This is a genomic window from Bradyrhizobium sp. USDA 4369 (assembly GCF_054056435.1).
The window spans coordinates 1,937,751-1,958,128 of record NZ_JBSRYH010000001.1; the positions used below are offsets into that span (position 1 = coordinate 1,937,751).

At 62.0% G+C, this 20,378-nt stretch carries 19 protein-coding genes; 13 read left to right on the plus strand and 6 right to left on the minus strand.

The window, feature by feature from the left end; all coding sequences use genetic code 11:
• The first annotated feature begins 9 nt into the window (after positions 1–9).
• Positions 10–1,542, plus strand: coding sequence for a class I adenylate-forming enzyme family protein (locus tag ACVIJ6_RS08760; RefSeq protein WP_456772381.1), 1,533 nt, complete (start codon positions 10–12; stop codon positions 1,540–1,542).
• Here ACVIJ6_RS08760 and ACVIJ6_RS08765 read toward each other — a convergent pair whose 3' ends face one another.
• A complete protein-coding gene (locus ACVIJ6_RS08765) occupies positions 1,543–2,016 on the minus strand; it encodes a MaoC/PaaZ C-terminal domain-containing protein (RefSeq protein ID WP_456772382.1) in 474 nt (157 codons plus the stop codon).
• Positions 2,017–2,034: 18 nt separating this feature from the next.
• Positions 2,035–3,192, minus strand: a complete 1,158-nt coding sequence (locus ACVIJ6_RS08770; RefSeq protein WP_456772383.1) for an acyl-CoA dehydrogenase family protein — start codon at positions 3,190–3,192, stop codon at positions 2,035–2,037.
• A 173-nt stretch (positions 3,193–3,365) separates the two neighbouring features.
• On the opposite strand from ACVIJ6_RS08770, the gene ACVIJ6_RS08775 reads away from it, so the two are divergent.
• The 6 genes from ACVIJ6_RS08775 (at position 3,366) to ACVIJ6_RS08800 (ending at position 9,017) form a co-directional block, all read left to right on the plus strand.
• A complete protein-coding gene (locus ACVIJ6_RS08775) occupies positions 3,366–3,797 on the plus strand; it encodes a hypothetical protein (RefSeq protein ID WP_456772384.1) in 432 nt (143 codons plus the stop codon).
• A complete protein-coding gene (locus ACVIJ6_RS08780; RefSeq protein ID WP_456772385.1) occupies positions 3,791–4,201 on the plus strand; it encodes a MaoC family dehydratase in 411 nt (136 codons plus the stop codon). Before ACVIJ6_RS08775 ends, ACVIJ6_RS08780 begins: the two co-directional genes overlap by 7 nt.
• 445 nt (positions 4,202–4,646) lie before the next feature.
• Positions 4,647–5,876: an ABC transporter substrate-binding protein gene (locus ACVIJ6_RS08785; RefSeq protein ID WP_456772386.1), complete on the plus strand. Its 1,230-nt coding sequence runs from the start codon at positions 4,647–4,649 to the stop codon at positions 5,874–5,876.
• 37 nt (positions 5,877–5,913) lie between these two features.
• Positions 5,914–7,125 (plus strand): CaiB/BaiF CoA transferase family protein, encoded by a 1,212-nt coding sequence (locus ACVIJ6_RS08790; protein WP_456772387.1) that lies wholly within the window; start codon positions 5,914–5,916, stop codon positions 7,123–7,125.
• A 74-nt stretch (positions 7,126–7,199) separates the two neighbouring features.
• Complete coding sequence (locus ACVIJ6_RS08795; protein WP_456772388.1) at positions 7,200–8,039, plus strand: enoyl-CoA hydratase/isomerase family protein; 840 nt, start codon at positions 7,200–7,202, stop codon at positions 8,037–8,039.
• Positions 8,040–8,054: 15 nt separating this feature from the next.
• A complete protein-coding gene (locus ACVIJ6_RS08800; RefSeq protein WP_456772389.1) occupies positions 8,055–9,017 on the plus strand; it encodes an NAD(P)H-dependent flavin oxidoreductase in 963 nt (320 codons plus the stop codon).
• Positions 9,018–9,608: 591 nt separating this feature from the next.
• Here ACVIJ6_RS08800 and ACVIJ6_RS08805 read toward each other — a convergent pair.
• A complete protein-coding gene (locus tag ACVIJ6_RS08805) occupies positions 9,609–9,839 on the minus strand; it encodes a conjugal transfer protein TraD (RefSeq protein ID WP_456776937.1) in 231 nt (76 codons plus the stop codon).
• Between the two features lie 587 nt (positions 9,840–10,426).
• Here ACVIJ6_RS08805 and ACVIJ6_RS08810 point away from each other — a divergent pair.
• The 5 genes from ACVIJ6_RS08810 (at position 10,427) to ACVIJ6_RS08830 (ending at position 15,570) form a co-directional block, all read left to right on the plus strand.
• On the plus strand, positions 10,427–11,416 hold the full coding sequence (locus ACVIJ6_RS08810) for a fumarylacetoacetate hydrolase family protein (RefSeq protein ID WP_456772390.1): 990 nt from the start codon (positions 10,427–10,429) through the stop codon (positions 11,414–11,416).
• 90 nt (positions 11,417–11,506) lie between these two features.
• Positions 11,507–12,304, plus strand: coding sequence for an enoyl-CoA hydratase/isomerase family protein (locus ACVIJ6_RS08815; protein ID WP_456772391.1), 798 nt, complete (start codon positions 11,507–11,509; stop codon positions 12,302–12,304).
• Position 12,305: 1 nt separating this feature from the next.
• The gene (locus ACVIJ6_RS08820) at positions 12,306–13,571 is read left to right on the plus strand and encodes a CaiB/BaiF CoA transferase family protein (RefSeq protein WP_456772392.1); all 1,266 of its coding nucleotides are present in this window, start codon (positions 12,306–12,308) and stop codon (positions 13,569–13,571) included.
• Between the two features lie 118 nt (positions 13,572–13,689).
• Positions 13,690–14,916 carry an ABC transporter substrate-binding protein gene (locus ACVIJ6_RS08825; RefSeq protein ID WP_456772393.1) on the plus strand — a complete coding sequence of 409 codons (1,227 nt, stop codon included), beginning with the start codon at positions 13,690–13,692 and terminating at the stop codon, positions 14,914–14,916.
• Positions 14,917–15,069: 153 nt separating this feature from the next.
• On the plus strand, positions 15,070–15,570 hold the full coding sequence (locus ACVIJ6_RS08830; protein WP_456772394.1) for a winged helix-turn-helix transcriptional regulator: 501 nt from the start codon (positions 15,070–15,072) through the stop codon (positions 15,568–15,570).
• On the opposite strand, the gene ACVIJ6_RS08835 is transcribed toward ACVIJ6_RS08830, so the two are convergent.
• The 3 genes from ACVIJ6_RS08835 to ACVIJ6_RS08845 are packed head-to-tail and all read right to left on the minus strand — an operon-like array spanning position 15,550 to position 19,261.
• On the minus strand, positions 15,550–16,404 hold the full coding sequence (locus ACVIJ6_RS08835; protein ID WP_456772395.1) for an FAD binding domain-containing protein: 855 nt from the start codon (positions 16,402–16,404) through the stop codon (positions 15,550–15,552). The genes ACVIJ6_RS08830 and ACVIJ6_RS08835 overlap by 21 nt on opposite strands.
• Complete coding sequence (locus tag ACVIJ6_RS08840) at positions 16,401–18,773, minus strand: xanthine dehydrogenase family protein molybdopterin-binding subunit (RefSeq protein ID WP_456772396.1); 2,373 nt, start codon at positions 18,771–18,773, stop codon at positions 16,401–16,403. The genes ACVIJ6_RS08835 and ACVIJ6_RS08840 overlap by 4 nt, the downstream gene beginning before the upstream one ends.
• Complete coding sequence (locus ACVIJ6_RS08845; RefSeq protein ID WP_456772397.1) at positions 18,770–19,261, minus strand: (2Fe-2S)-binding protein; 492 nt, start codon at positions 19,259–19,261, stop codon at positions 18,770–18,772. The genes ACVIJ6_RS08840 and ACVIJ6_RS08845 overlap by 4 nt, the downstream gene beginning before the upstream one ends.
• Positions 19,262–19,424: 163 nt before the next feature.
• On the opposite strand from ACVIJ6_RS08845, the gene ACVIJ6_RS08850 reads away from it, so the two are divergent.
• Positions 19,425–19,916, plus strand: coding sequence for a winged helix-turn-helix transcriptional regulator (locus tag ACVIJ6_RS08850; RefSeq protein WP_456772398.1), 492 nt, complete (start codon positions 19,425–19,427; stop codon positions 19,914–19,916).
• Positions 19,917–20,378: the final 462 nt, after the last annotated feature.

The following is a 20,378-nucleotide window of genomic DNA, read 5'->3' on the forward strand; positions in this document are numbered from 1 at the left end:
GGACCTCCAATGAACGATGACATCGCCGCGGCCTCCCGCCTCTCCCTTGCCGCCCTGTTCGCAAAGCAATGCCGCCTCAGGCCGCAGCACACGGCCGTGGTGTCCGGAGGACAGAACATCAGCTATGCCCAGCTCGACGAGAGAGCACGGCGGCTGCAGAGCCTACTGTCGTCTCTGGGGTGCGTCGCGGGCGATCGCGTCTGCATTCTCAGCGAGAATGCGCCGATCTTCCTGGAGCTGGCGATCGCCGCGATCCGGCTGCGGCTGATCGTGTCGACCCTCAATGTGCGACTGTCGCACAAGGAAATCCGGCATTGCGTCGAGCTCGTCGCGCCCAAGGTCACGATCGTTTCGCCCAGGCTTGCCCCGCTGCTGGCCGAGACGACACGTGGTGAACGACTGCAGACGGGAGAGCCTCTCGATGACCGGCTGCAGCGTTGCGCGCCGATGCCGGGCGCCGGCAGGGACGACGATCCGGAAGCCGGCCTGTTCATCATCTACACCAGCGGAACCACCGGCCTGCCGAAAGGAGCGCTGATCAGCCGCCGCGCCCTTCTCGCCCGCCTGATGGTGTATGTCAGCGACTATGGAATCGATGGCGGCGACACTTTCATCGCGTGGTCGCCGCTGTGCCATATGGCCTCGATCGAGCTCGGCCTCGGCACGCTGCTGCTGGGTGGCAAGGTCGTCGTGCTGGACGGCGCGGACCTTCCCGTCATCTGCGACTATCTCGAACGCGACAGCCTCAGCAACCTGATCTTCTTCCCCGGCATGGTCGAGCAGACGCTCGCCTACTTGCGGGAGCGGCGTCCCGTGGTGAAGCAGCTGAAGAAGTTCGGCGCCATGGCCGACCTGTTCGCACCACAGCAGATCGCGGACCTGACGGCGATCCTCGGCGTTCCCTTCACCAACACCTTCGGCAGCACCGAGACCGGCATGCCACCGGCCTCGGCGGGTCGGCTCGCCGCTGGAGAAGCTCCGAGCGATCTCGGCAAGACCGAGAGCCTGCTGTGCGAGGTGGCGCTGGTCGACAGCTCGGGAGAACCGGTGGCCGAGGGTCAGCCGGGCGAGCTCGTCATGCGCGGCCCGACATTGTTCAGCGGCTATTGGAATGCTCCCGAGGCGACACGGGAGGCATTCCACGGCGGCTGGTACCACACCGGCGACGTCTTCATTCGCCAGCCGGACGGACGGCTCAGCTACGTCGACCGCAGCAAATATCTGATCAAGTCGGGCGGCGAGAACATCTATCCCGCCGAGATCGAGCGCGTCGTGCTGCAGCACCCGAAGATCGTCGAGGCGGCCGTGGTTCGGCAGCCCGACCCGCGCTGGGGCGAGGTGCCGGTTCTCGTGGTCGCATCGGAGGCGCCGACTCCCGGCGCGGAGGAGCTGGTTGCACTCTGCCGCAGCGAGCTCGCCTCCTACAAGCGACCGAAGCGAATCATGTACGTGGCCAAGGGCAGTCTGCCGCGCAACCACACCGGAAAGATCATCCGCTCCGAGGTCGAGGCCTGGGTCGCCGCGCAGCCGCCCGAGCCATGATCAGGTGGCCGGCCGGCGCCGGTACATGATCGAGACTTCCATCTCTTGGACATTCTCGTTGCGTTGATTGACGAACGCCCGTGCGAACGTGACCACGCCGCGATCCGGCTGGCTGGTCTCGCGTTTGGAGACGACCTCGGTGCGGACGAAGATGGTGTCGCCGTGTTTCACCGGATGTTTCATCCGCCATTTGTCGATACCGAGCAGCGCGATCAGGGTGCCGTCGTTGATCCCCGACGCATAGTTGAGCCCGGCCGCGACGGCGAACACCAGCGGGCCATGCGCGATCGGCTCCCCGAAGGGCGTCGATCGGCAATATTCGTGGTTGGTGTGGACATCGTTGAAATCGCCTGACAGGCAGGCGAAGTTCACAATGTCGGTCGATGTGATGGTGCGGCGTCCCGTGGTCAGGACCTGGCCGACGGTGAAATCCTCGAAATACATGCCGCGTGGAGCTGGAGCGGTCGTCGTCATCTGCTGCGTGTCCTCCGCTTACAGGCCCATGAGCTTGGCGATGATGTTGCGCTGGATTTCGTTACTGCCGCCGCCGATCGGCCCGAGCCGGGAATCCCTGAACAGGCGCTGCATGTCGTGCTCCATCGAGAAGCCGGCGCCGCCCATCACCTGCATGCCGATATTGGCACATTCGAAGTCGTTCTCGGTCGCCACGATCTTGGCGATCGCCGTCTCCATCCGCGAATCGTAATTGGCATCCAGCATCTCGGCGGTGCGATAGGTCACCAGGCGGGCGATCTCCGCCTTGATCCGCATGTCCGCGAGCTTGTGCGCGATGACCTGAAACTTGGTGATCGGCTGGTCGAACTGGATGCGCTGCAAGGCGTAATCCTGCGCGATGTCGATCGCCTTCTGGGCGTTGCCGGCGCCGCACGCCGCGATCGCCATGCGCTCGAGATTGAGGCCGCGCATCAGGATGCGCCAGCCTTTGTTCTCCTGGCCGATCAGGTTGCGGGCCGGCACCCGCACATCATCGAAATAGATCTGGTTGGTATGGGTGGTGTGCCGGCCCATCGTCTCGATCGGGCGGATCGTCACGCCCGGCGCCTTTGCATCGACGAGGAACAGGCTGAAGCCGTTGTGCGCCGGCTCTGCATTCGGATCGGTTTTGACCACCAGCACGATGTAGTCGGCCACATGCGCCGACGTGATGAACCATTTCTGCCCACGAATGATGTAATCGCCTCCGTCGCGGACCGCATGCGTCTTGATCGAGGCGGCATCCGAGCCGGTCTGCGGCTCGGTCAGCGCAAAGGCGATATAGATCTCGCCCCTGATCATCGGGACCATGTAGGTCTGCTTCAGCTCCTCGCTGCCATTGTAGAGCAGCTGCAGTCCGGCATAGATCGCGCTGGTCATGTAGGTCGTACCGAGGCAGGCATAGTGGTAGGACAGCGTCTCCAGCAGGATCGCCATGTCCTTGTAGCTTCCGCCGAGACCGCCATACGCCTCGGGATACAGAAGACCGAGCCATCCGCCGCGCGCCAGCGCCTGATAGGCCTCGTGAGGCCACCCGCCGTCGCGATCGAGCTGGCGGATCTTCTCGACGGGAAGATGCTGCTCCGCGAGACTGAGCAGGCTCTGGCGCATCAGTTTCTGCTCGTCGGTGAACCCGAAATCGTTGAAGAGCGGCATGACATATCCTCCCACATGGAAAATCCGGCGACAGACGAGCGGCGTAGCCCCTAAATGGACCGCGCCACGTGCCAACTGTTGACACCTTGGCTCCGACTTACTATCAGTCGGTGGTGAAGTCAAAAACCACGACGACCGGTTTTCCCGATGACCAGCCGAGGCGGAGCGTGACGATGAATGCACCCGAGCCGGATCGACGAATGGGAGGATGGAGCGGCGTCGGTTACGACAGCATCGAGGTCGGCACGACATTTCCGCCGCAACCGCTGCCGATTGAGACGGAGGATCTGACCAGATTCTATCGCTGCCTGGGCGAGAATGCGCCGGCGGTGCGGCCGGGCGCCCGGATCCCTTCGTTTCTGCTCAACGAGTTCAAGTCGGTCAAGACACAGATGCGGTTTCCGCCCGGCGTGCTGCACGCGCAGGAGGACATCGCGATGCTGAGCGCGGCGCATCTCGGTGAGCCGCTCGGCGTCGTCATTTCGATCGTCGACAAGTACATCCGCAACGAAAAGCGCTTCATCGTCGTCGATCATCACGTGACCTGCACGACCGACGACCGTTCCATCGCCCGAATCAAGCACACGTTGTATTGGCCATGCTGACACTTCGCGACATCGACATCGGGCAGCAATTTGCACGCCCGGGCCCGCCCATGACGCTGCAGGCGTTCCGGGAATTCGGCGCCCTGCTCGGCACGGATGCTCCGATCCACTGCGACCCGGACTACGCAGCGAAGACGCCGTTCGGCAAGGTGATCGCCCAGGGACCGCTGTTGCTGGCCCCGTTCGAGGGCTGGATCTGCGAGCTGTTCGGCGAAGCGGCCTGGAGCGCAGGCGGCGTGATCCGCGGAAAATTCGTCGCTCCCGGCAAGATCGACAGCACGGTGAGACTGGAGATGAGCGTCCGGACCATCGCGGACCGGCGCGTCTCACTCGACCTCCGTGCGCTCTGCGATCAGGACGTGCTGGCGGTCGCGACCGCCGAGCTCACCGTGGCGGCGGCCTAGTCGCTGCACCTCCGTGCTCGCACCGACATGACCCTATCGGGTGCGCAAAGCAGCGCTCGGCGCGCGTGATCTGGCGTGCACGGCCGTCGTCATCTGCTGCTCTGCCCCGTCAGGCCTCCATGTCCTGACGCGACGAAGGTCGGCGGGTCGCACGCCCCGATCCGGGCGAAGCTCGCGCGGCCTATCGCCATTCGTAACGTTGGGGCCTGCAGGCGTCGGCAACAGCTGCGCTGGCCACGCGGGCTTGCCAAGTTGTGGCGCGCGGCTCGGGCCCTGCTTCGAGATCTTGCTGATGGGGTTCAGCCTTCTGATCGACCGACGATCATGGTTGCGCCAGCGTTGCATTTGACGCCCTCTCGCTCAATCTGTATATTGTTGACAGTTTTCAATGCGACACCCCATCCGACGGATGGCCTGAGATCGCAGCCGATGACGGGAGGGACACATGACGCTTCGGGTTCACCGCAGACTGATCGGCTCTTGCTTCGCCGCCGTGTTGCTGCTCGCGGGCACGAACGGCAATGCGGGTGAGAAGAAATACGGTCCGGGTGTGTCGGATACCGAGATCAAGATCGGCAACACGGCGGCGTATTCGGGCCCTGGTTCGGCCTATGGATCGATCGCCAAGGCCGAGGCCGCCTATTTCAAGATGATCAACGCGCACGGCGGCATCAACGGGCGGAAGATCAACTTCATCTCCTACGACGACGGGTACAGCCCGCCCAAAACCGTCGAGCAGACGCGCAAGCTCGTCGAAGGCGACGAGGTCCTGTTCATGTTCGGCATGATCGGCACCCCGACCAGCGCCGCAGCCCAGACTTATCTCAATGCCAAGCGCGTTCCGCAGCTGTTCACGGCCAGCGGCGCCGCGCGGTTCGACGATCCCAAGGGGGCGCCGTGGAGCACGGGCTGGTCGCCGAACTACGTCGCCGAAGGGCGCGTCTACGCGCAGTACATCCTGAAGAATTTTCCCGACAAGAAGATCGGCATCCTCTACCAGAACGACGATATCGGCCGGGACTACCGCAAGGGGATCCGCGAGGTGCTCGGTGAGGCCGCGGGCGCGCTGATCGTGGCCGAGGTGTCGCACGAGACCTCGGAGCCGACGGTCGACTCGCAGGTCTACAAGATCAAGGCGACCAACCCCGACATCTTCATGGCGCTGACGACGACCAAGTTCACGGCCCAGGTGATCAGGAAGATCGCATCCCTGGGATGGCAGCCGATTCGCTTCATCTCGAGCTCGGCGGCCGGCATCACCAATGTGCTGCAACCCGCAGGACTCGACAACTCGACTGGCGTGCTCAGCTCGCACTACATGAAGGATCCGAACGATCCGCAATGGAAGGATGATCCAGGCATGAACGAGTTTCTGACATTCATGCGGGACCACTATCCGGAGGGCGACAAGACGGATTTGTCCAACGCCTATGGCTATGGCGTGGCGACGACCCTCGTGAAGGTCCTCGAGCAGTGCGGCGACGAGCTGACGCGCGAGAACGTGATGCGGCAGGCCGAAACGCTCGACTTTTCGGTCGGCGTCTACCTCCCCGGCTCGCGCATCAAGACCTCTCCCACTGATCATGCGCCGCTGGAGCAGATCCGCATGATGCGCTTCACCGGCACGACATGGGAGTTCTTCGGCGAGCTCATCGACGGCCACAGGGACCGCTGAGCGGCTCGGCCGGCATTCAAGCGTGGAGCGAGACCTGATGAACGGCGCATTGGCGGGAAAGCGCATCGTCGACCTGAGCACCGTGATCGCGGGACCGCTTTGCGCCCGCGTTCTCGGCGACTACGGCGCCGACGTGATCAAGGTCGAGCCGCCGGGTGGCGATCCGCTGCGGATCGCCGTTCCGGCCGGCCATCGCAAGATGAGCGCCTTCCATCTGCTGCTGAACAGGAACAAGCGCGCCATCACCCTGGATCTGAAGAAGCCGGACGCCATCGACGTCGTGCGCCGGCTGCTATCGACCGCCGACGTGCTGATCCACAACATGCGACCGCGCGCGCTCGCCCGGCTGGGCCTGGACTATGAGGTGCTGCGCAAGGCCAATCCGAAGCTGGTATGCACCAACATCGTCGGCTTCGGCCGCCGCGGTCCGTACCGGGATCGCCCGGCCTATGACGATCTGATCCAGGCGATGAGCGGCCTCGCCTCGCTCGCAGCGAGGGGAGACGGCGGACCGGCGCGCTATCTCCCGCTCAACGCCGTGGACCGCTTGACCGCAATCACGGCGGCCCACGCGACCCTTGCCGCCCTGGTCCGCCAGGAACGAACCGGCTGTGGGCAGGCCGTCGAAGTGCCGATGTATGAGACGGCAATCGAGTTCATGCTCGGCGACCACATGACCGGCGCGCTCTACGATCCTCCGCTCGGGCCGATCGGAAACGTCCGCGCGGTATCGCCGGCACGACGCCCCTTTCCGACGAAGGATGGCGCCATCTGTGTCATTCCGTTCACGGACAAGCATTGGCAGAGCTTCTGCGAGGTCACGGCGCGGCCCGACTATCTGTCCGACCAGCGCTTCTGCAGCCAGGAGTCCAGAGCCAGGAATCCGCAGGCCGTCCTCGATGCGATGGCGGCTGTGCTCGCAACGCGATCGACTGCCGAATGGATGGACGCCTTCGCGCGGTCTGAGATTCCGCACGGCCCGATGCAGACACTCGAAGACCTGCTCGGAGATGCACATCTGAACGCCGTCGGCTTCTTCGAGCGGCGAACGCATCCGACCGAGGGCGACATGGTCGTTCCCCGGCCGGCCGTGTGGATGTCGGAGACCCCTCCCGCCATCGTCCGCGACGCCCCGAACGAGGCTGCCGATACGCGCGAGATCCTGCGTGCAGCCGGCTACGACGACGGCGAGATCGAGAACCTGATCGCATCGGGCGCCGCCATCGATGCGCAGACGTCTCCTCCGTGATCCGTCACCCACAGCGCACGGCGCGTGAGGCCTTCCTCGTCATCATGAACATTTTCGCCTGAGGTCCCCCGGACATGCAGTTCACTCACATCAAGCTGGACATCGCGGACGAGATCGCAACGTTGACGCTCAACAGGCCCGAGGCGCGCAACGCACTCTCCGACGAGATGCGGGAGGATCTGGATGAGGCCTTGAAAAGTCTGCGAGCCCGCGCCGGCGATGACGTCAAGGCGGTCATTCTGACCGGCGCTGGCGGCGCCTTCTGCGCCGGCGGCGACGTCAAGTCGATGCAGACGCGCGGCGGCACCAGAACGGCGTTCGCCGCCCGCGAGGGCTTGCGCGAATCGCACAATCGCATGATGGACCTGCTCAACCTCGAAGTCCCCGTGGTGGTCGCCGTCGATGGCGCCGCGGCCGGGGCCGGCTTCAACCTGGCTCTGGTCGGCGATTTCATCCTGGCGAGCTCACGCGCCTTCTTCGTCCAGAGCTTCGTTCGGATCGGCCTGGTCCCCGATTGGAACGGCCTGTTTCTGCTGCCGCGCCTCGTCGGGCTGCAGAAGGCCAAGGAGATCATGTTCACGGGCCGCAGGATCGGCGCGGAGGAAGCCCGCGACCTCGGCATTGTCCATTCCATTCACGAGCCGGACCTGCTGATGGACGCAGCCCGGAATCTGGCCCGCCGCCTCTGCCTCGCGCCGACGCGCGCGATCGGCTTGACGAAGAACATTCTCAACCAGTCTTTCCACCTGGACGCCCGCACGATCCTTGAGCTGGAAGCCTACGCCCAGGCGACAGCGCGCACCGACGCGTATCATGCCGCGGCGGTGAATCGCTTCGTCAACAAGGAGCCGCCCTTGTTCGACTGGGACTCCAAGCGCTCCCCATCGGATCAGCGGAATGCGAAGCCAGACTGACGCCGGACCACGCCCATGACATCTTTTCTCGCTGCCCCGCCCCCACTGTTCTCAGATCTGGCTGTGCCGGTGATCGCAGCGCCGATGTTCCTCGTCACCGGCCCGGAGCTGGTGGCCGCCGCGGCCGAAGCCCGCATCGTCGGCGTCGCCGCCTCGTCATCGACGCGATCGCCGGAGGAGTTCGACGACTGGTTCGAGCAGATCGCGCAGCGGCTGAAGTCCTACGCGGCGCGCACCGGTCGGCCGACGGGTCCCGTCGCCGCCAATATCGGCGCGCCGGCGCGGGATCGCGGCGACACGCCGCGACATGTGCGCGACCTCGAGGTCTGCCGCAAGCGGCGGATCCCGCTGGTCATCACCGTCAAGGGCGATCCCACCGAGTTGGTGCCGGAGGTCCACGCCTGGGGCGGCCAGATCTTCCACGACGTGACCACGCTCCGCCATGCCGAGAAGGCGGCGGCCGCCGGCGTCGACGGGTTGATCCTGATCTGCGGCGGCGGCGGCGGCCATGCCGGCACGCTCAACCCCTTCGCCTTCCTGCCGCAGGTGCGTAAATTCTTCCCAGGCAAGATCGTGCTCGGCGGCGCCATCTCCGACGGCCGCGCGATTCGCGCCGCGCAGGCGCTCGGCGCCGATCTCTGCTATCTCGGCACCCGCTTCATCGCGACGCAGGAATCGATGGCGCCGGCACGCTACAAGCAGATGCTGATCGACAGCCGCAGCGACGAGCTCCTCTATACGCCCGTGTTCACGCGCGGCGTTCCGGCCAGCTTCCTGAAGCGCTCGATCGCCGACAACGGCTTCCCAGTCGATGCCCTCGCCGCGTTCGCGCGCGACAATCCGGACCGGCTCGCCGTCGCCAAGGCCTGGCGCGACGTCTGGTCAGCCGGCCAGGGCGTCGGACTCATCGACGACATCCCGACCGTGTCGGAGCTCGTCACGAGGCTCAGGCGCGAATATGATGAAGCCTGCTCATAACTGCAGGGGGCCAGCGGGTGCGCGAACAGCCCTGCGTGCCAAGTCAAAGCCGCGAGCCCAAGGCGTCCCGCTGTTGAAATCCTACCGCCCCCGGAGTTCGCTCAAGCATGCCATCACGGGCGACGGCGGTTTGCTCCAACAGGCAAGCATGATCAGTCGTTGTGCCATGCTGACATCGGCGGCGTCGATCAACTTGCCGCCGCGCGTCACGCATCCACATTCGACCTCGCTCAACTGCTGCGGAGCGCAGAAGCTTCCAGCGTTTGGGCCTTATCTGGACGCCGCCCGACCAGAGCCGCCCCGCCTGCGCAGCCCGATGCCCCGGTTTTGAACCCGGTCTGAGCGAGGTTTGGGCCGACAATCCTGGAATGCTGGCCATGATCCCATCGCCTTGTGCATCGTCAACAACGAACATTTTGGCAGGTCTTGGGAATGGCTGGAGTGGCCCGAGCTTCGATGCGCCCCGCGCGCCGATCACAGCCACATTCGTTGACGACGTGGACTTGCGCGCAACTTATTCCCAGCCTCAAACTTGGAATTCATAGAAAGTCCATGGGCGAAGGTCGCCGAAGTGCCTGAGCGCTTCGTAGCCTAGGCATGTGCCTCGATGCCAACACCTCGGCAGTCCTCGAACGCCTCTTTCTCCTCCGTGACCCAGAGCGCCAATGCCTTCTCGCGCTCATCGCTTCCGAGCTTGTCGGCTATCCAAAGCAGCGCGCCGTAGATGATCGCGCGGTAGTCGCCGGTACGGACCACAACGCACGCCTTGAAGACGCGACCGTCAATCAATTGCGGGAGACGCGTGCGCTCACGTCGATTGATCTGCCATGCCCGCTGTCATGCCGCGCCCTTGAGGCTCGCCGCCGGCTGCTCCGCTAGTCGACGACAATATGGCCGATCCCGACCGTATCGCCGAAACTTATCTTCAATTGCATCGGTCGACGTGGGCGCTCGAAGTGGTTCTCCGTCCCTGGGTCGATAACTGGTGATTAGAGCTGAACCTTCACCAATCGCGAAATCCGGCTTCGCCTACGACAAACTGAAATTCCGGGACCGGGGTCCACGAGAAGCCATGGCGAAGACCTAGATCACGAGCGCCGAGCATGTCGTCCTCTGAGCTGGGATGCTACGCGCGCGGAAGGCGCAATGGGATTCTCGGGATCTGCTCATGGCGTTACAGTTTGCAGCTCTGGCGGAATCGATTCCCGACGTACGAAATGGCGCGGTGACCTCCATCTTCTCGCGAAGTTCGGCAGTTGCGACCTCGACAAGCGGGGAGACAACCTCGCGTATGCGCGGACGAGCGATGGATTTTTCTGCGGCAGCAGAATTATAACTTGCAGATTGCAAGTCATGACGTATTCTGTCCGTGAACTGCAAGGAGCATTCCGCAGCGCGGGAGGAAGCAAGTGAAGCTTGCGACGTATCGGTCAGGCGGCTGCGCGAGAGTTGGGTTGGTCCACAGTAATGATAAGCGGCTGTTCGATCTCGATTCCGCCTCGACTAGGGCAGGTAAGCAAGAGTTTTCATACAGCTCAATGCTTGCGCTCGTAGACCGTGGCGAAGCGGCGCTGGACGATGCATCAACGCTATTCGAGCGATACGGAAAGGACGAAGATCTGTCGCTTGCAGTGGATGAATCGGAGATCCTGGCTCCGCTACCGGAGCCGCGTCAGATGCGGGACGGCATGTCCTTTCCGGTACATATCGTGCAAAGCCCGATCGGGCATCTCAAACTAAAAGCACGCAAGTCCGGCGACATGGCGGAACTCGCGCGCCTATTGGCTGCGCCGTTGCCCGAATTGCCCGAGGTCTATCGCAAGCAGCCCATCTACTACATAACAAACCGTTTCAGCGTGAGCGGCACCAACACGACGATCAGGTGGCCGCGTTACAGCCAGGTGATGGACTACGAGCTCGAGTTCGGAATCATCACGAAGAACAGGGGTGCGAACATTTCTGCCGCGAAAGCGCGGGACCACATCTTCGGCTACACCATTTTCAATGATTTTTCTGCCCGCGACGCGCAACGCGTCGAGATGGAAGGACGCCTCGGTCCCGCAAAGGGGAAGAGCTTCGATGGTGGCAACGTGCTTGGCCCCTGGATCGTGACCCCGGATGAAATCGGCGATCCCTACAAGCTCAGGATGGAGGCCCGCGTTAACGGCGAAGTGCGCTCGCAGGGGACCAGCGAGGGCATGCTGTTCTCGTTCGAGGAAATTATCGCCTATATCACGCGCGACGAGACCTTGATGCCCGGTGAGTTCATCGGTTCAGGTACGGTCGGGAATGGCTGCGGCCTCGAACTCGGCTGGTATTTGGAAGACGGCGACAGCGTTGAGCTGGAAGTCGAGAAGATCGGCGTCTTGAAGAATCGGGTCCAACGCCAGGCGACCTGAGTGCATCTTCTTGCGTACGGTCATGATCGCATTGCGAGCTCGACAATGAGAAGCAATGCGCGAGCACATAGCAAAAACAGGGAGGTAGCTTTGTCTGATAATGAATTAGTGGCCCGTGAAGAAACCGGCCAAGTGTCGGTCCTGACGATGACATACAGGCCTTACAATCTCATTGGGCCGAAACTCATCAACGCGCTCGTGGAGCAGATCGAGGCGGCGCAGAAGGCAGGGAGCCGCGCCATCGTCATCCAGAGCGGACTGCGGCATTTTTCCGCCGGCGCCGACCTCGATATCTTCGACAAGCGAATCGAAGCGGGCAGTTCGAACCAGGCCAGCGAAAGCCGGCGACTGACCGGCGTCGAGTTCCTGCGGTTCATGGAACTGCTGCCGATTCCGCTGATCGCCAGCGTTCATGGCGTCTGTCTTGGTGGTGGCCTCGAGTTGGCGTTGTCTTGCGATTACATCATCGCCGCTTCTTCGTCCAAGATCGGTTCGGTCGAGGCGACGCTTGGCCTTCACCCGCTGCTCGGAGGAATTCAACGTCAGGTGCAACGGATCGGGGCACAGCGGGCTAAGGAGATGTCGATGCTCGCCAGGCGCTATGATGCGCCGACACTCGAAAAATGGGGGTTGATCAATCTGACGGTCCCCGAGGAGTCCTTGACCGCGGCCACGATGTCGGTCGCCCAGGAATTCGCGCAAGGGCCGACATTGGCACATGCGGCGACGAAGGAACTCGTGCACATTGCCGTGAATGAAGGAGTCGACGCTGCGGACGAGGCTATGGCAAGAGTACAGGCTCCCATCTGGACATCGGAAGATCTGAAGACCGGCCTTGCTTCATTCCGCAAGAACGGTCCGGGTCTCGCGAAATTCATGGGGCGCTAACATGGCCGGACCTCTCAGCGGAATTCGGGTGGTCGACTTTTCTCGCGTGCTGGCCGGCCCGCTATGTGCACGCACATTGCAGGACCTCGGGGCCGAGGTCATCAAGGTCGAACCGCCGAGCCCAGATGTGTCGCGCTATGCGTTTCCATCGACCGACGGCATGTCGGGCTACTACGCCCAGCAAAATGCCGGGAAACGCAATGTGAGCATCAACCTCAACCTTCCGGGTGCATATGAGCTTGCATTGAAGCTCTGCGACACCGCGGACGTTATCGTCGAGAATTTCCGTGCGGGAACGCTCGGCTTCTTCGGCCTCGATTATGAGACGCTCTCGAAGCGCAATCCGCGGCTGATCTACGCGTCCATCACGGGTTACGGACAGGGTGGTCCCTGGCGGAGCCGAATGGCTTATGCGCCGACGGTGCAGGCCGAGGCCGGGTTCACGGAAAACAGCATCCGTCACTACGGCGATGCCTTGACCGAGCCGCGTACGGACGGCCTGTCGCATGCTGACGTCTATGCTGGTTTGCAGGCGGTTATCGCCATCCTCGCCGCACTCAACAGTCGTGAGAAGTCCGGTCAGGGGCAGTACGTTGACGTGGCCATGGCGGCAACGCTGCTGGCAGTCAACGAGCGTGCGCATGTCGATCTTTCGGACGACGATATCGGAGCCGAGCCCGCCGTTTTGGGCGCAACTGACTGTGCGTTCTTCACTGGTCCGCAAGGCGAGCATTTCACGGTCGCAACCAGCATCATCGGGAGCCGGACGTTTCCGTCATGGATGCGCGCCATGCGCCGCTCCGACTTGATTGACGACCCGCGCTTCAGCAGTGCTGCGGCGCGCCGTTTGAATTTTGGCGCAATCCACCAGATCATCCAGTCGTGGATTTTAACCTTCCCCGACATGGCAACTCTCGATGCGCAACTTGACGAAGCGAAAATTGCCATGGGAGAGATCCGCTCGATCAAGGAGCTGACCGCCTCTGAATGGAGCGACTATTGGGGCGCCGTCCAGCGTGTTCCCGATCGCAGCGGGGGTGAGTATCTATTGCCTGGGAGACCCTGGCACTTCTCCGGCGAGGAATTGACGCCGATCGGCGCGCCGGCGTTTCAGGGTGAACATAACGTGGCGGTGTTCAGCGAACTCGGCGTCTCGGATTCGGAACTGAAGCGCCTGAGTGAGTCCGGCGTGCTCGTCACGCACCGTCGCGCGCTGGAACCTTCTGCCGCAGCCCGAGCGCCGGACAAACCGCAAGACAAGTCATAAGACAAGCCGGTTCAGAACGGTTGATCTAACAAAGAACTAACGACGACACTTCAACACGGAGCAGGGCGATGCAGCGCGCCCTGCTCCGGGCGGGAAGGCGTGTGGGAGGAAAACCAAGATGCACATAAAATCAACGGGAATATCGCGCGCCTGTGCCGCGATGATCGCATTGTTTGGCTGCTGTAACGCAGTCGCCGGCGACGCGAAATACGATGTGGGGGCGACCGACGCCGAGATCAAGATCGGCAACACGATGCCATATAGCGGGCAAGGGTCTGCGTGGGGTCTGCTCGGAAAATCGGAGGCGGCCTACTTCGAAAAGATCAACGCCGAAGGCGGCATCAATGGTCGTAAGATCAAATTCATCAGCTATGACGATGGCTATAGCCCTCCCAAGACGGTGGAGCAGGTCCGACGTCTCGTCGAAAACGACGAAGTGCTTCTCATATTTAGTCCGTTTGGAGTTCCTACCAATACGGCGATTCACAAATACCTGAATGCGAAAAGAATCCCTCAGCTATTCATCGGGGGCGGCGGCTCGAAATGGAACGATCCAAAGAACTTTCCGTGGACTATGGGGTTTCAGCCATCGTTTCTGAGCGAAGGCAGGGCATACGGCCAGTATCTCGCAGCCAATCATCCGAACGGTAAGATCGCGGTCCTGTACCAGCACGACGACTATGGAAAGGACATCCTCAATGGGCTCAAGCAGGGTCTGGGTGCTCGGGCATCGATGATTGTCGCGGAGGCAAGCTACGAAGTATCGATGCCGACGATAGATTCGCAAGTCGTCCAGTTGAAAGCGAGCGGGGCCGATATCTTCATGAACTTCACGGGGCCGAAGTTCGCGGCCCAGGCGATCCGGAAGGCGGCCGAACTCGGTTGGAAGCCCGTGCATATTCTGAATATCCCGGCGGCCTCCATCGGAAGCGTCATCAAACCGGCGGGCTTCGAAAATTCCCAAGGGATCATCTCTGGCGGGTTCCTCAAGGATGCGAGCGATCCCGCCATGGCCGACGACCCTGGCGTCAAAAGCTACCTTGCGTTTCTCGAGAAGTACTACCCGGGCGCCGATGTCACCTCCACGGGCAACACCCAAGGATATGTGATGGCGCAGGTCCTGGCCCACGTCTTGAAACAGGCTGGCGACAACCTCACGCGCGAGAACATCATGCGTCAGGCGGCCAATCTCAAGGATCTCGAGGTCGACATGCTGATGCCGGGCATCAAGATCAAAACGTCCCCCGATGACTTCGCTCCCGTAGAGTCGATCCAGCTCCGACGGCTGGTGGGCGAGCGCTGGCAGCCCTTCGGCCCCGTGATCGAGGCGACTGCGGTCCCATAGAGGGCTATCGCCCGCAGCGAAGCGGCGCACCCGTCGTCAGGCCTCATTCTGGACCTGCACGCATACTGGCGATATGGTATTGAAACCTCTTCGCCATACGGGAGAACCATGTCGGGTTCGCAGCAAGGACGTCTCGCCAACAAGGAATGTTCCATGGCAAGAGCCATGGAGGTGGTCGGTGATCGATGGTCGATCCTCATTCTGCGCGAAGCCTTCTACGGCGTGAAGCGCTTCGATGAGTTTGAATACTATATTGGGATCGCCCCCAATATCCTGAGCAATAGGCTGAAAAAACTCGTCGACGCCGGCGTCATGACGCGCAGGTCCTTGCCGGAGCATCCCAGACGATTTGAGTATATTCTGACTGAGAAGGGACGAGATTTCTTTCCGGCATATCTCGCGTTGAAGAGGTGGGGAGACGACTGGCTCGCGGAGCCAGCGGGGCCTCAGGTCGTTTTCCGGGAACGTGCCGGCGGCCGTCCGATCGAATACCCGCAACTGCGGACGAAGGACGGCAAGCCGCTGACTCTCGAAGACGTCGAGGTGGCGGCTGGATCGGGAGCTGTACATTTCAACCGCAGGCGGTTCCCAGACGTCGTTCCCGGTCCTGACCTTGGTACGAAGGCGCCCGCTTCAGGACGCAAGCGCAAGTAGCGTTCGCCTCATCTCTGTCCGGATCAGGTTCGCGCGGTATCCCGCCGATGCGTAGCGGTCCGACAGGCACTCGGTCGTCTCGGCTGCCAACTTGGCGGCCTCTTCGACACTCTCCTGCGAAAGCGGTTTGCCGGTCAGGAAGTCGACGACGGCTTGACTAGAGAATGCATGGCTCGCGGCACCTGTAATGCCCACGGACGCCGCGACGACGACTCCGCCTTGCAAGCGCACGCCGGCTGCCACCCCCACGACTGCAAAGCCGCTCGCCGGATGGCGGATCTTCCGGTAGGTGAACCGCATGTCAGGCTCTGGCCTCGGGACATGGATAGCCGCGAGAACCTCGCCCTGCTCAAGCACCGTCGAGAAAATGTCGACGAAGAAATCGTTCGCCGGCACCCGACGCGTGCGGTTCGACCCGGCAATTTCGATCTCGGCCTGCAACGCGATGACGATAGCCGGCCAGTCAGCCGCTGGGTCGGCATTCGCGAGCGAGCCGCCGATCGTGCCCCGGTTGCGGACTTGGGGATCGGCGATCATGCGCGCGGCTTCGCGAAAGATCGGCAATTCCTTATTCAGCGGTTCCGAAGCAAACAGTTCGGCATGAGTCGTCAACGCTCCGATCTTGATGCTTCTTCCGCTTATCTCGACTCCCCTAAGCTCGCGGATGCCGCCGATATCGACCAGGCGGCTGGGCGAAGCCAAGCGTAACTTGAGGGCGGGCAGTAGGGTATGACCACCGGCGATCAGCTTCGTTCCCTCTGGATCATCATGCAGCAAACTGATCGCTTCGTTCAGCGAGGATGCACGAACATAATCGAAGGCTGCGGGGATCATTGGGCTGCTCCGTTGCGTGCTTCCCTGACCGCCGCCCAGACGCGAGGAGGCGTCAGCGGCATGTCCAGGTGCTTGATGCCGAAGGGCGACAAGGCGTCGAGAACTGCGTGGACCATACAGGGCGGCGCTGCGATCGAGCCGCTCTCGCCGATACCCTTGACGCCGATCGGATTGGTCGGAGAGGGTGTTACCTGGAACACAGACCGGATATTCGGCACGTGTTCGGCACGGGGAACCGCATAGTCGAGCAGTGAGCCGGTCAAAAGCTGTCCATTGTCGGGATCGTAGCTCACGTCCTCATAGATCGCCTGGCCGATTCCTTGGACGACGCCGCCATGGATCTGTCCGGCGGCGAGCAGAGGATTGACCAAAGTGCCGACGTCATCGACCGCGACGTAGTCGAGAATGTCGATAATGCCGCTCTCTGGATCGACTTCCACATAGGCAAGGTGGACGCCAGATGGCGACCCCATACCGGTCGGATCGTAAAACACCGTCTCGTCCAAGCCAGGAGCAACATTGTCCGGGAGCTTAGAACCGACATACGCCATACGGGCGACCGCTGCAAAGGTTACCGGCTTGATGTCGGTACCTGGCACACTGAACACGCCGCTCGAATAGGAAACGTCCTTTTCGTCCACCTCAAGCAAGCCCGCTGCAATCCTTTTCGCCTTGTCCACGATACGCAGGGAGGACACGTGGACGCTCGAGCCGCCTACAGCCATGGAGCGCGAATTGAAGGTGCCGTGGCCTGCCTGCACCTGGCGGGTATCGCCCTGCACGACGTCGATGTTCTCGATCGGAATCTGCAGCACGTCCGCGGCAATCTGAGCCAACGAGGTGACATGACCGTGTCCCTGGCTCATTGACCCTGAATAAATCGTGGCTCGGCCGCTGGAATCGATACTGACCCGTGCACTCTCCCACCCGCCACGATCGAATCCCACATGCAACAATCTCCGCGAAGGCGCCATGCCGCACATGTGCGTGTAGGCCGCCACACCAATACCTCGATAGACGCCCTTAGCGCGCAATACATCCTGTTCCTTGCGTCGTCCGTCATAATCGAAAATGGCAAGCGCCTTTTCAAGCAGCCCCTGATAGTTCCCGCTGTCGTACATCACGGCCTGGCTACCGTAGGGCCGGTAGGGGAACTCAGCTTGCTGGATGAAGTTCTTGCGCCTTACTTCGACCTGGTCGAGGTGCAGATGCCGTGCCACTGCGTCTATCGCGCGCTCCGCGATGTAGGCGCCTTCGGGGCGACCGTAGCCCCGGTAGGCATCCACCGGTACGGTGTTGGTGACGACGACGCGCGAGATCGCTTCGTAATTGTCGATCTTGTAGGTACCGGTCCCGAAATTGACCGTGTTCACGGTGGGGCCACCGCTTGCCATGTTAGACAGATATGCTCCGACATTGCCAAGGGTCTCGACCTTCAAGCCCAGCACGGTGCCATCGTTATTGAATGCGATTTCCAGCTTTTCAGTATGCGCGCGACCGTGACTCGTCGATTGGTGGCTCTCGGAGCGGCTTTCCCACCATTTGACGGGCTCGCCGAGCTCGCGAGCGAGATGCGGACAGAGCAGATCCTCCGGATACAGGTGCATCTTGGCGCCGAAGCCGCCTCCAATGTCAGGCGCGACGATCCGCAACTGATTTTCGGGGAAACCGATAGTTTCGGCAATCCAGCGTCGATGCATGTGCGGGACCTGGCTGCCGATATACACCGTGAGCGTACCATCCGGCTCGGGAGCGGAAACGATCGAGCGCGTCTCCATGCATGTTGGAATCAGGCGATTGTTGGCCACGCGCAGCGTGATGACATGATCGGCCTCGAGGGCAGCCTTCTTGTAGTCGCCGCCACGTACCTTGTAGATCGTGGTGACGTTGTTGGACACGTTGTCATGGAGTAGCGGCGCGCCCTCCTGGACAGCGGCCTCCTCGTCGATGACGGCCGGCAACACATCGTACTCGACATCGATCAGGCCTAGCGCGTCATAGGCCTGGGCCAGCGTTTCAGCAACCACCAATGCTACACATTCGCCAACAAAGCGTACCCGATCGATAGCAACCACCGGCCGGAACGGCACCTTGGTCCCGGGCATGATCCAGTTCGGGACGATCGGACCGAGCTTGCCGACGAGCTCATCGCCGGAAAGGGCGAGGCGGACGCCTGGCGCAGATTTGGCCGCTCCGAGATCAACATGCTTGATGTCTGCGTGCGCGTGCGGAGACCGCAGGACCGCCATGTGCAGCATGCCCGGCAACCGCACGTCATCGACGTAGCGGCCCTTGCCGGTGAGAAGCTTGAAGTCTTCGCGCCGCTTGAGCGACTGACCCACGTAGCGAGTGACGGTCATGTCATTCATGGGTTCGGCCCCCTCGATGCAACAGACTCAATCGCGCGGACGATATTGTGGTAGCCGGTGCAACGGCAGATGTTGCCGCCAAGTCCATGTCGGATCTCGGCTTCGTTCGGCTTCGCGTGATCGCGAAGAAGTTGCCGTGCGCTCATCACCATGCCGGGTGTGCAGAACCCGCATTGCAAGGCATGATGTTCGTGGAAGGCGGCTTGTATCGGATCGAGGGGGGCGGCAGGCGTTGATAGGCCCTCGATCGTGGTGATGCACCCTCCATCGGCCATCACTGCCAGGATGGTGCAGGACTTTACGGCTTGCCCGTCCAGTTCGACGGTGCAGGCTCCGCATTGGGAAGTGTCGCAGCCGACATGCGTACCTGTCAGGGCGAGATCCTCCCTAATCAGGTGGACCAGCAGCTTCCTCGCCTCAACGTCGACGGTTCTTCGGGTGCTGTTGACTGTCAACGTCACTGTGTGACGCCCGTCGGACCTGGACATCTCTCCTCCTTCGCGGCGTGCAGGCTATCTGCCTGTTCTCTGGCAGTCACTCTAATAATTAGAGTTTATGTTTTCAAGCGCTTTTTGTAGGTTTCGGAACGGGCACGTGGTAGTCCCAATCCGAAGGGGGCCTACCGATAACGCGGAACGGAGGAAAGTCGCTGTGAAATCCAAGGGTTTCGAGGGGATGGCATGTTCGATGGCCAGGGTGCTCGACGCCGTCGGTGACCGCTGGGGCATGCTCATCCTCCGTGATTTGTCGCTCGGGTTGAAAAGATATGACGACCTGCGCAGATCGACGGACGTCACGCACGCGACGCTTTCGAGCCGCCTCAAGCACTTAGAGGAAAGTGGGCTAATCGAGCGACGCCAGTATCAGACCCGGCCCGATCGTTTCGAGTACGTGCTGACCCGGAAGGGAAGAGACATCACCCTCGTCCTTCACGCATTGGCGCAGGTCGGAGACAAGTGGACGAGCGCCGGAGATGCAGGGCCGCCCCTCAGGTTCGTCGACAAGAATAGCGGCCGATCGGTGAAGCTTGCCGTCGTCGATGAGAAGTCCAGCGAGCGGGTTCGATCGAGGGACATACGGCCGCAAGCCGGTCCAGGGGCAGACGACCTGGTGCGTTGGCGATTGACCAAATTCGATACCTAACCCCAAGATCCGTACAAGGGACCGCTCTTGAAGTAATCCAACCGCCGGCGAGGTCGTCATGTGCCACTTGCCGGCCATTGTATTTGATCAGTGTACAATTCGCTCGATAGCGAGAGCGGTAGTCTCGCCTCCTCCGATGCACAGCGGGGCGACACCGCGCTTAAGGTAGTTCGTCCCAACGGGCGTCGGTGGCGCCGACCATTCAGCGCGCGGGCGGCCTCCCCGCCGATGCCCCTATCGAGCGAGCAATTATGGCTACGCCGGCGCGAACGATCGTCGGTCTGGGCATAAAAGCCCGCCAAGCAGCCTACGTGATGTCAGAGCATTGGGATGTGCCCATCGAGCAAATGGAATGGGATGCCCGAGCAGTTCGGCTCCTGATTGAAGCGATTTGCAAAGCTGCCGGCGTGCGGTTGCCATTTTCTAGTGACGCGCTCGGTGCGCTTCTCTAGTGGTCTGCGG

Excerpts from the sequence above, each read along its gene's own strand:
- ACVIJ6_RS08765 (WP_456772382.1), bottom strand. The coding sequence starts at position 2,016 with ATGACGACGACCGCTCCAGCTCCACGCGGCATGTATTTCGAGGATTTC.
- ACVIJ6_RS08795 (WP_456772388.1), top strand. The coding sequence starts at position 7,200 with ATGCAGTTCACTCACATCAAGCTGGACATCGCGGACGAGATCGCAACG.
- ACVIJ6_RS08775 (WP_456772384.1), top strand. The coding sequence starts at position 3,366 with ATGAATGCACCCGAGCCGGATCGACGAATGGGAGGATGGAGCGGCGTC.
- ACVIJ6_RS08760 (WP_456772381.1), top strand. The coding sequence starts at position 10 with ATGAACGATGACATCGCCGCGGCCTCCCGCCTCTCCCTTGCCGCCCTG.
- ACVIJ6_RS08825 (WP_456772393.1), top strand. The coding sequence starts at position 13,690 with ATGCACATAAAATCAACGGGAATATCGCGCGCCTGTGCCGCGATGATC.
- ACVIJ6_RS08845 (WP_456772397.1), bottom strand. The coding sequence starts at position 19,261 with ATGTCCAGGTCCGACGGGCGTCACACAGTGACGTTGACAGTCAACAGC.
- ACVIJ6_RS08800 (WP_456772389.1), top strand. The coding sequence starts at position 8,055 with ATGACATCTTTTCTCGCTGCCCCGCCCCCACTGTTCTCAGATCTGGCT.
- ACVIJ6_RS08830 (WP_456772394.1), top strand. The coding sequence starts at position 15,070 with ATGGCAAGAGCCATGGAGGTGGTCGGTGATCGATGGTCGATCCTCATT.
- ACVIJ6_RS08780 (WP_456772385.1), top strand. The coding sequence starts at position 3,791 with ATGCTGACACTTCGCGACATCGACATCGGGCAGCAATTTGCACGCCCG.
- ACVIJ6_RS08770 (WP_456772383.1), bottom strand. The coding sequence starts at position 3,192 with ATGCCGCTCTTCAACGATTTCGGGTTCACCGACGAGCAGAAACTGATG.
- ACVIJ6_RS08820 (WP_456772392.1), top strand. The coding sequence starts at position 12,306 with ATGGCCGGACCTCTCAGCGGAATTCGGGTGGTCGACTTTTCTCGCGTG.
- ACVIJ6_RS08790 (WP_456772387.1), top strand. The coding sequence starts at position 5,914 with ATGAACGGCGCATTGGCGGGAAAGCGCATCGTCGACCTGAGCACCGTG.
- ACVIJ6_RS08785 (WP_456772386.1), top strand. The coding sequence starts at position 4,647 with ATGACGCTTCGGGTTCACCGCAGACTGATCGGCTCTTGCTTCGCCGCC.
- ACVIJ6_RS08835 (WP_456772395.1), bottom strand. The coding sequence starts at position 16,404 with ATGATCCCCGCAGCCTTCGATTATGTTCGTGCATCCTCGCTGAACGAA.
- ACVIJ6_RS08840 (WP_456772396.1), bottom strand. The coding sequence starts at position 18,773 with ATGAATGACATGACCGTCACTCGCTACGTGGGTCAGTCGCTCAAGCGG.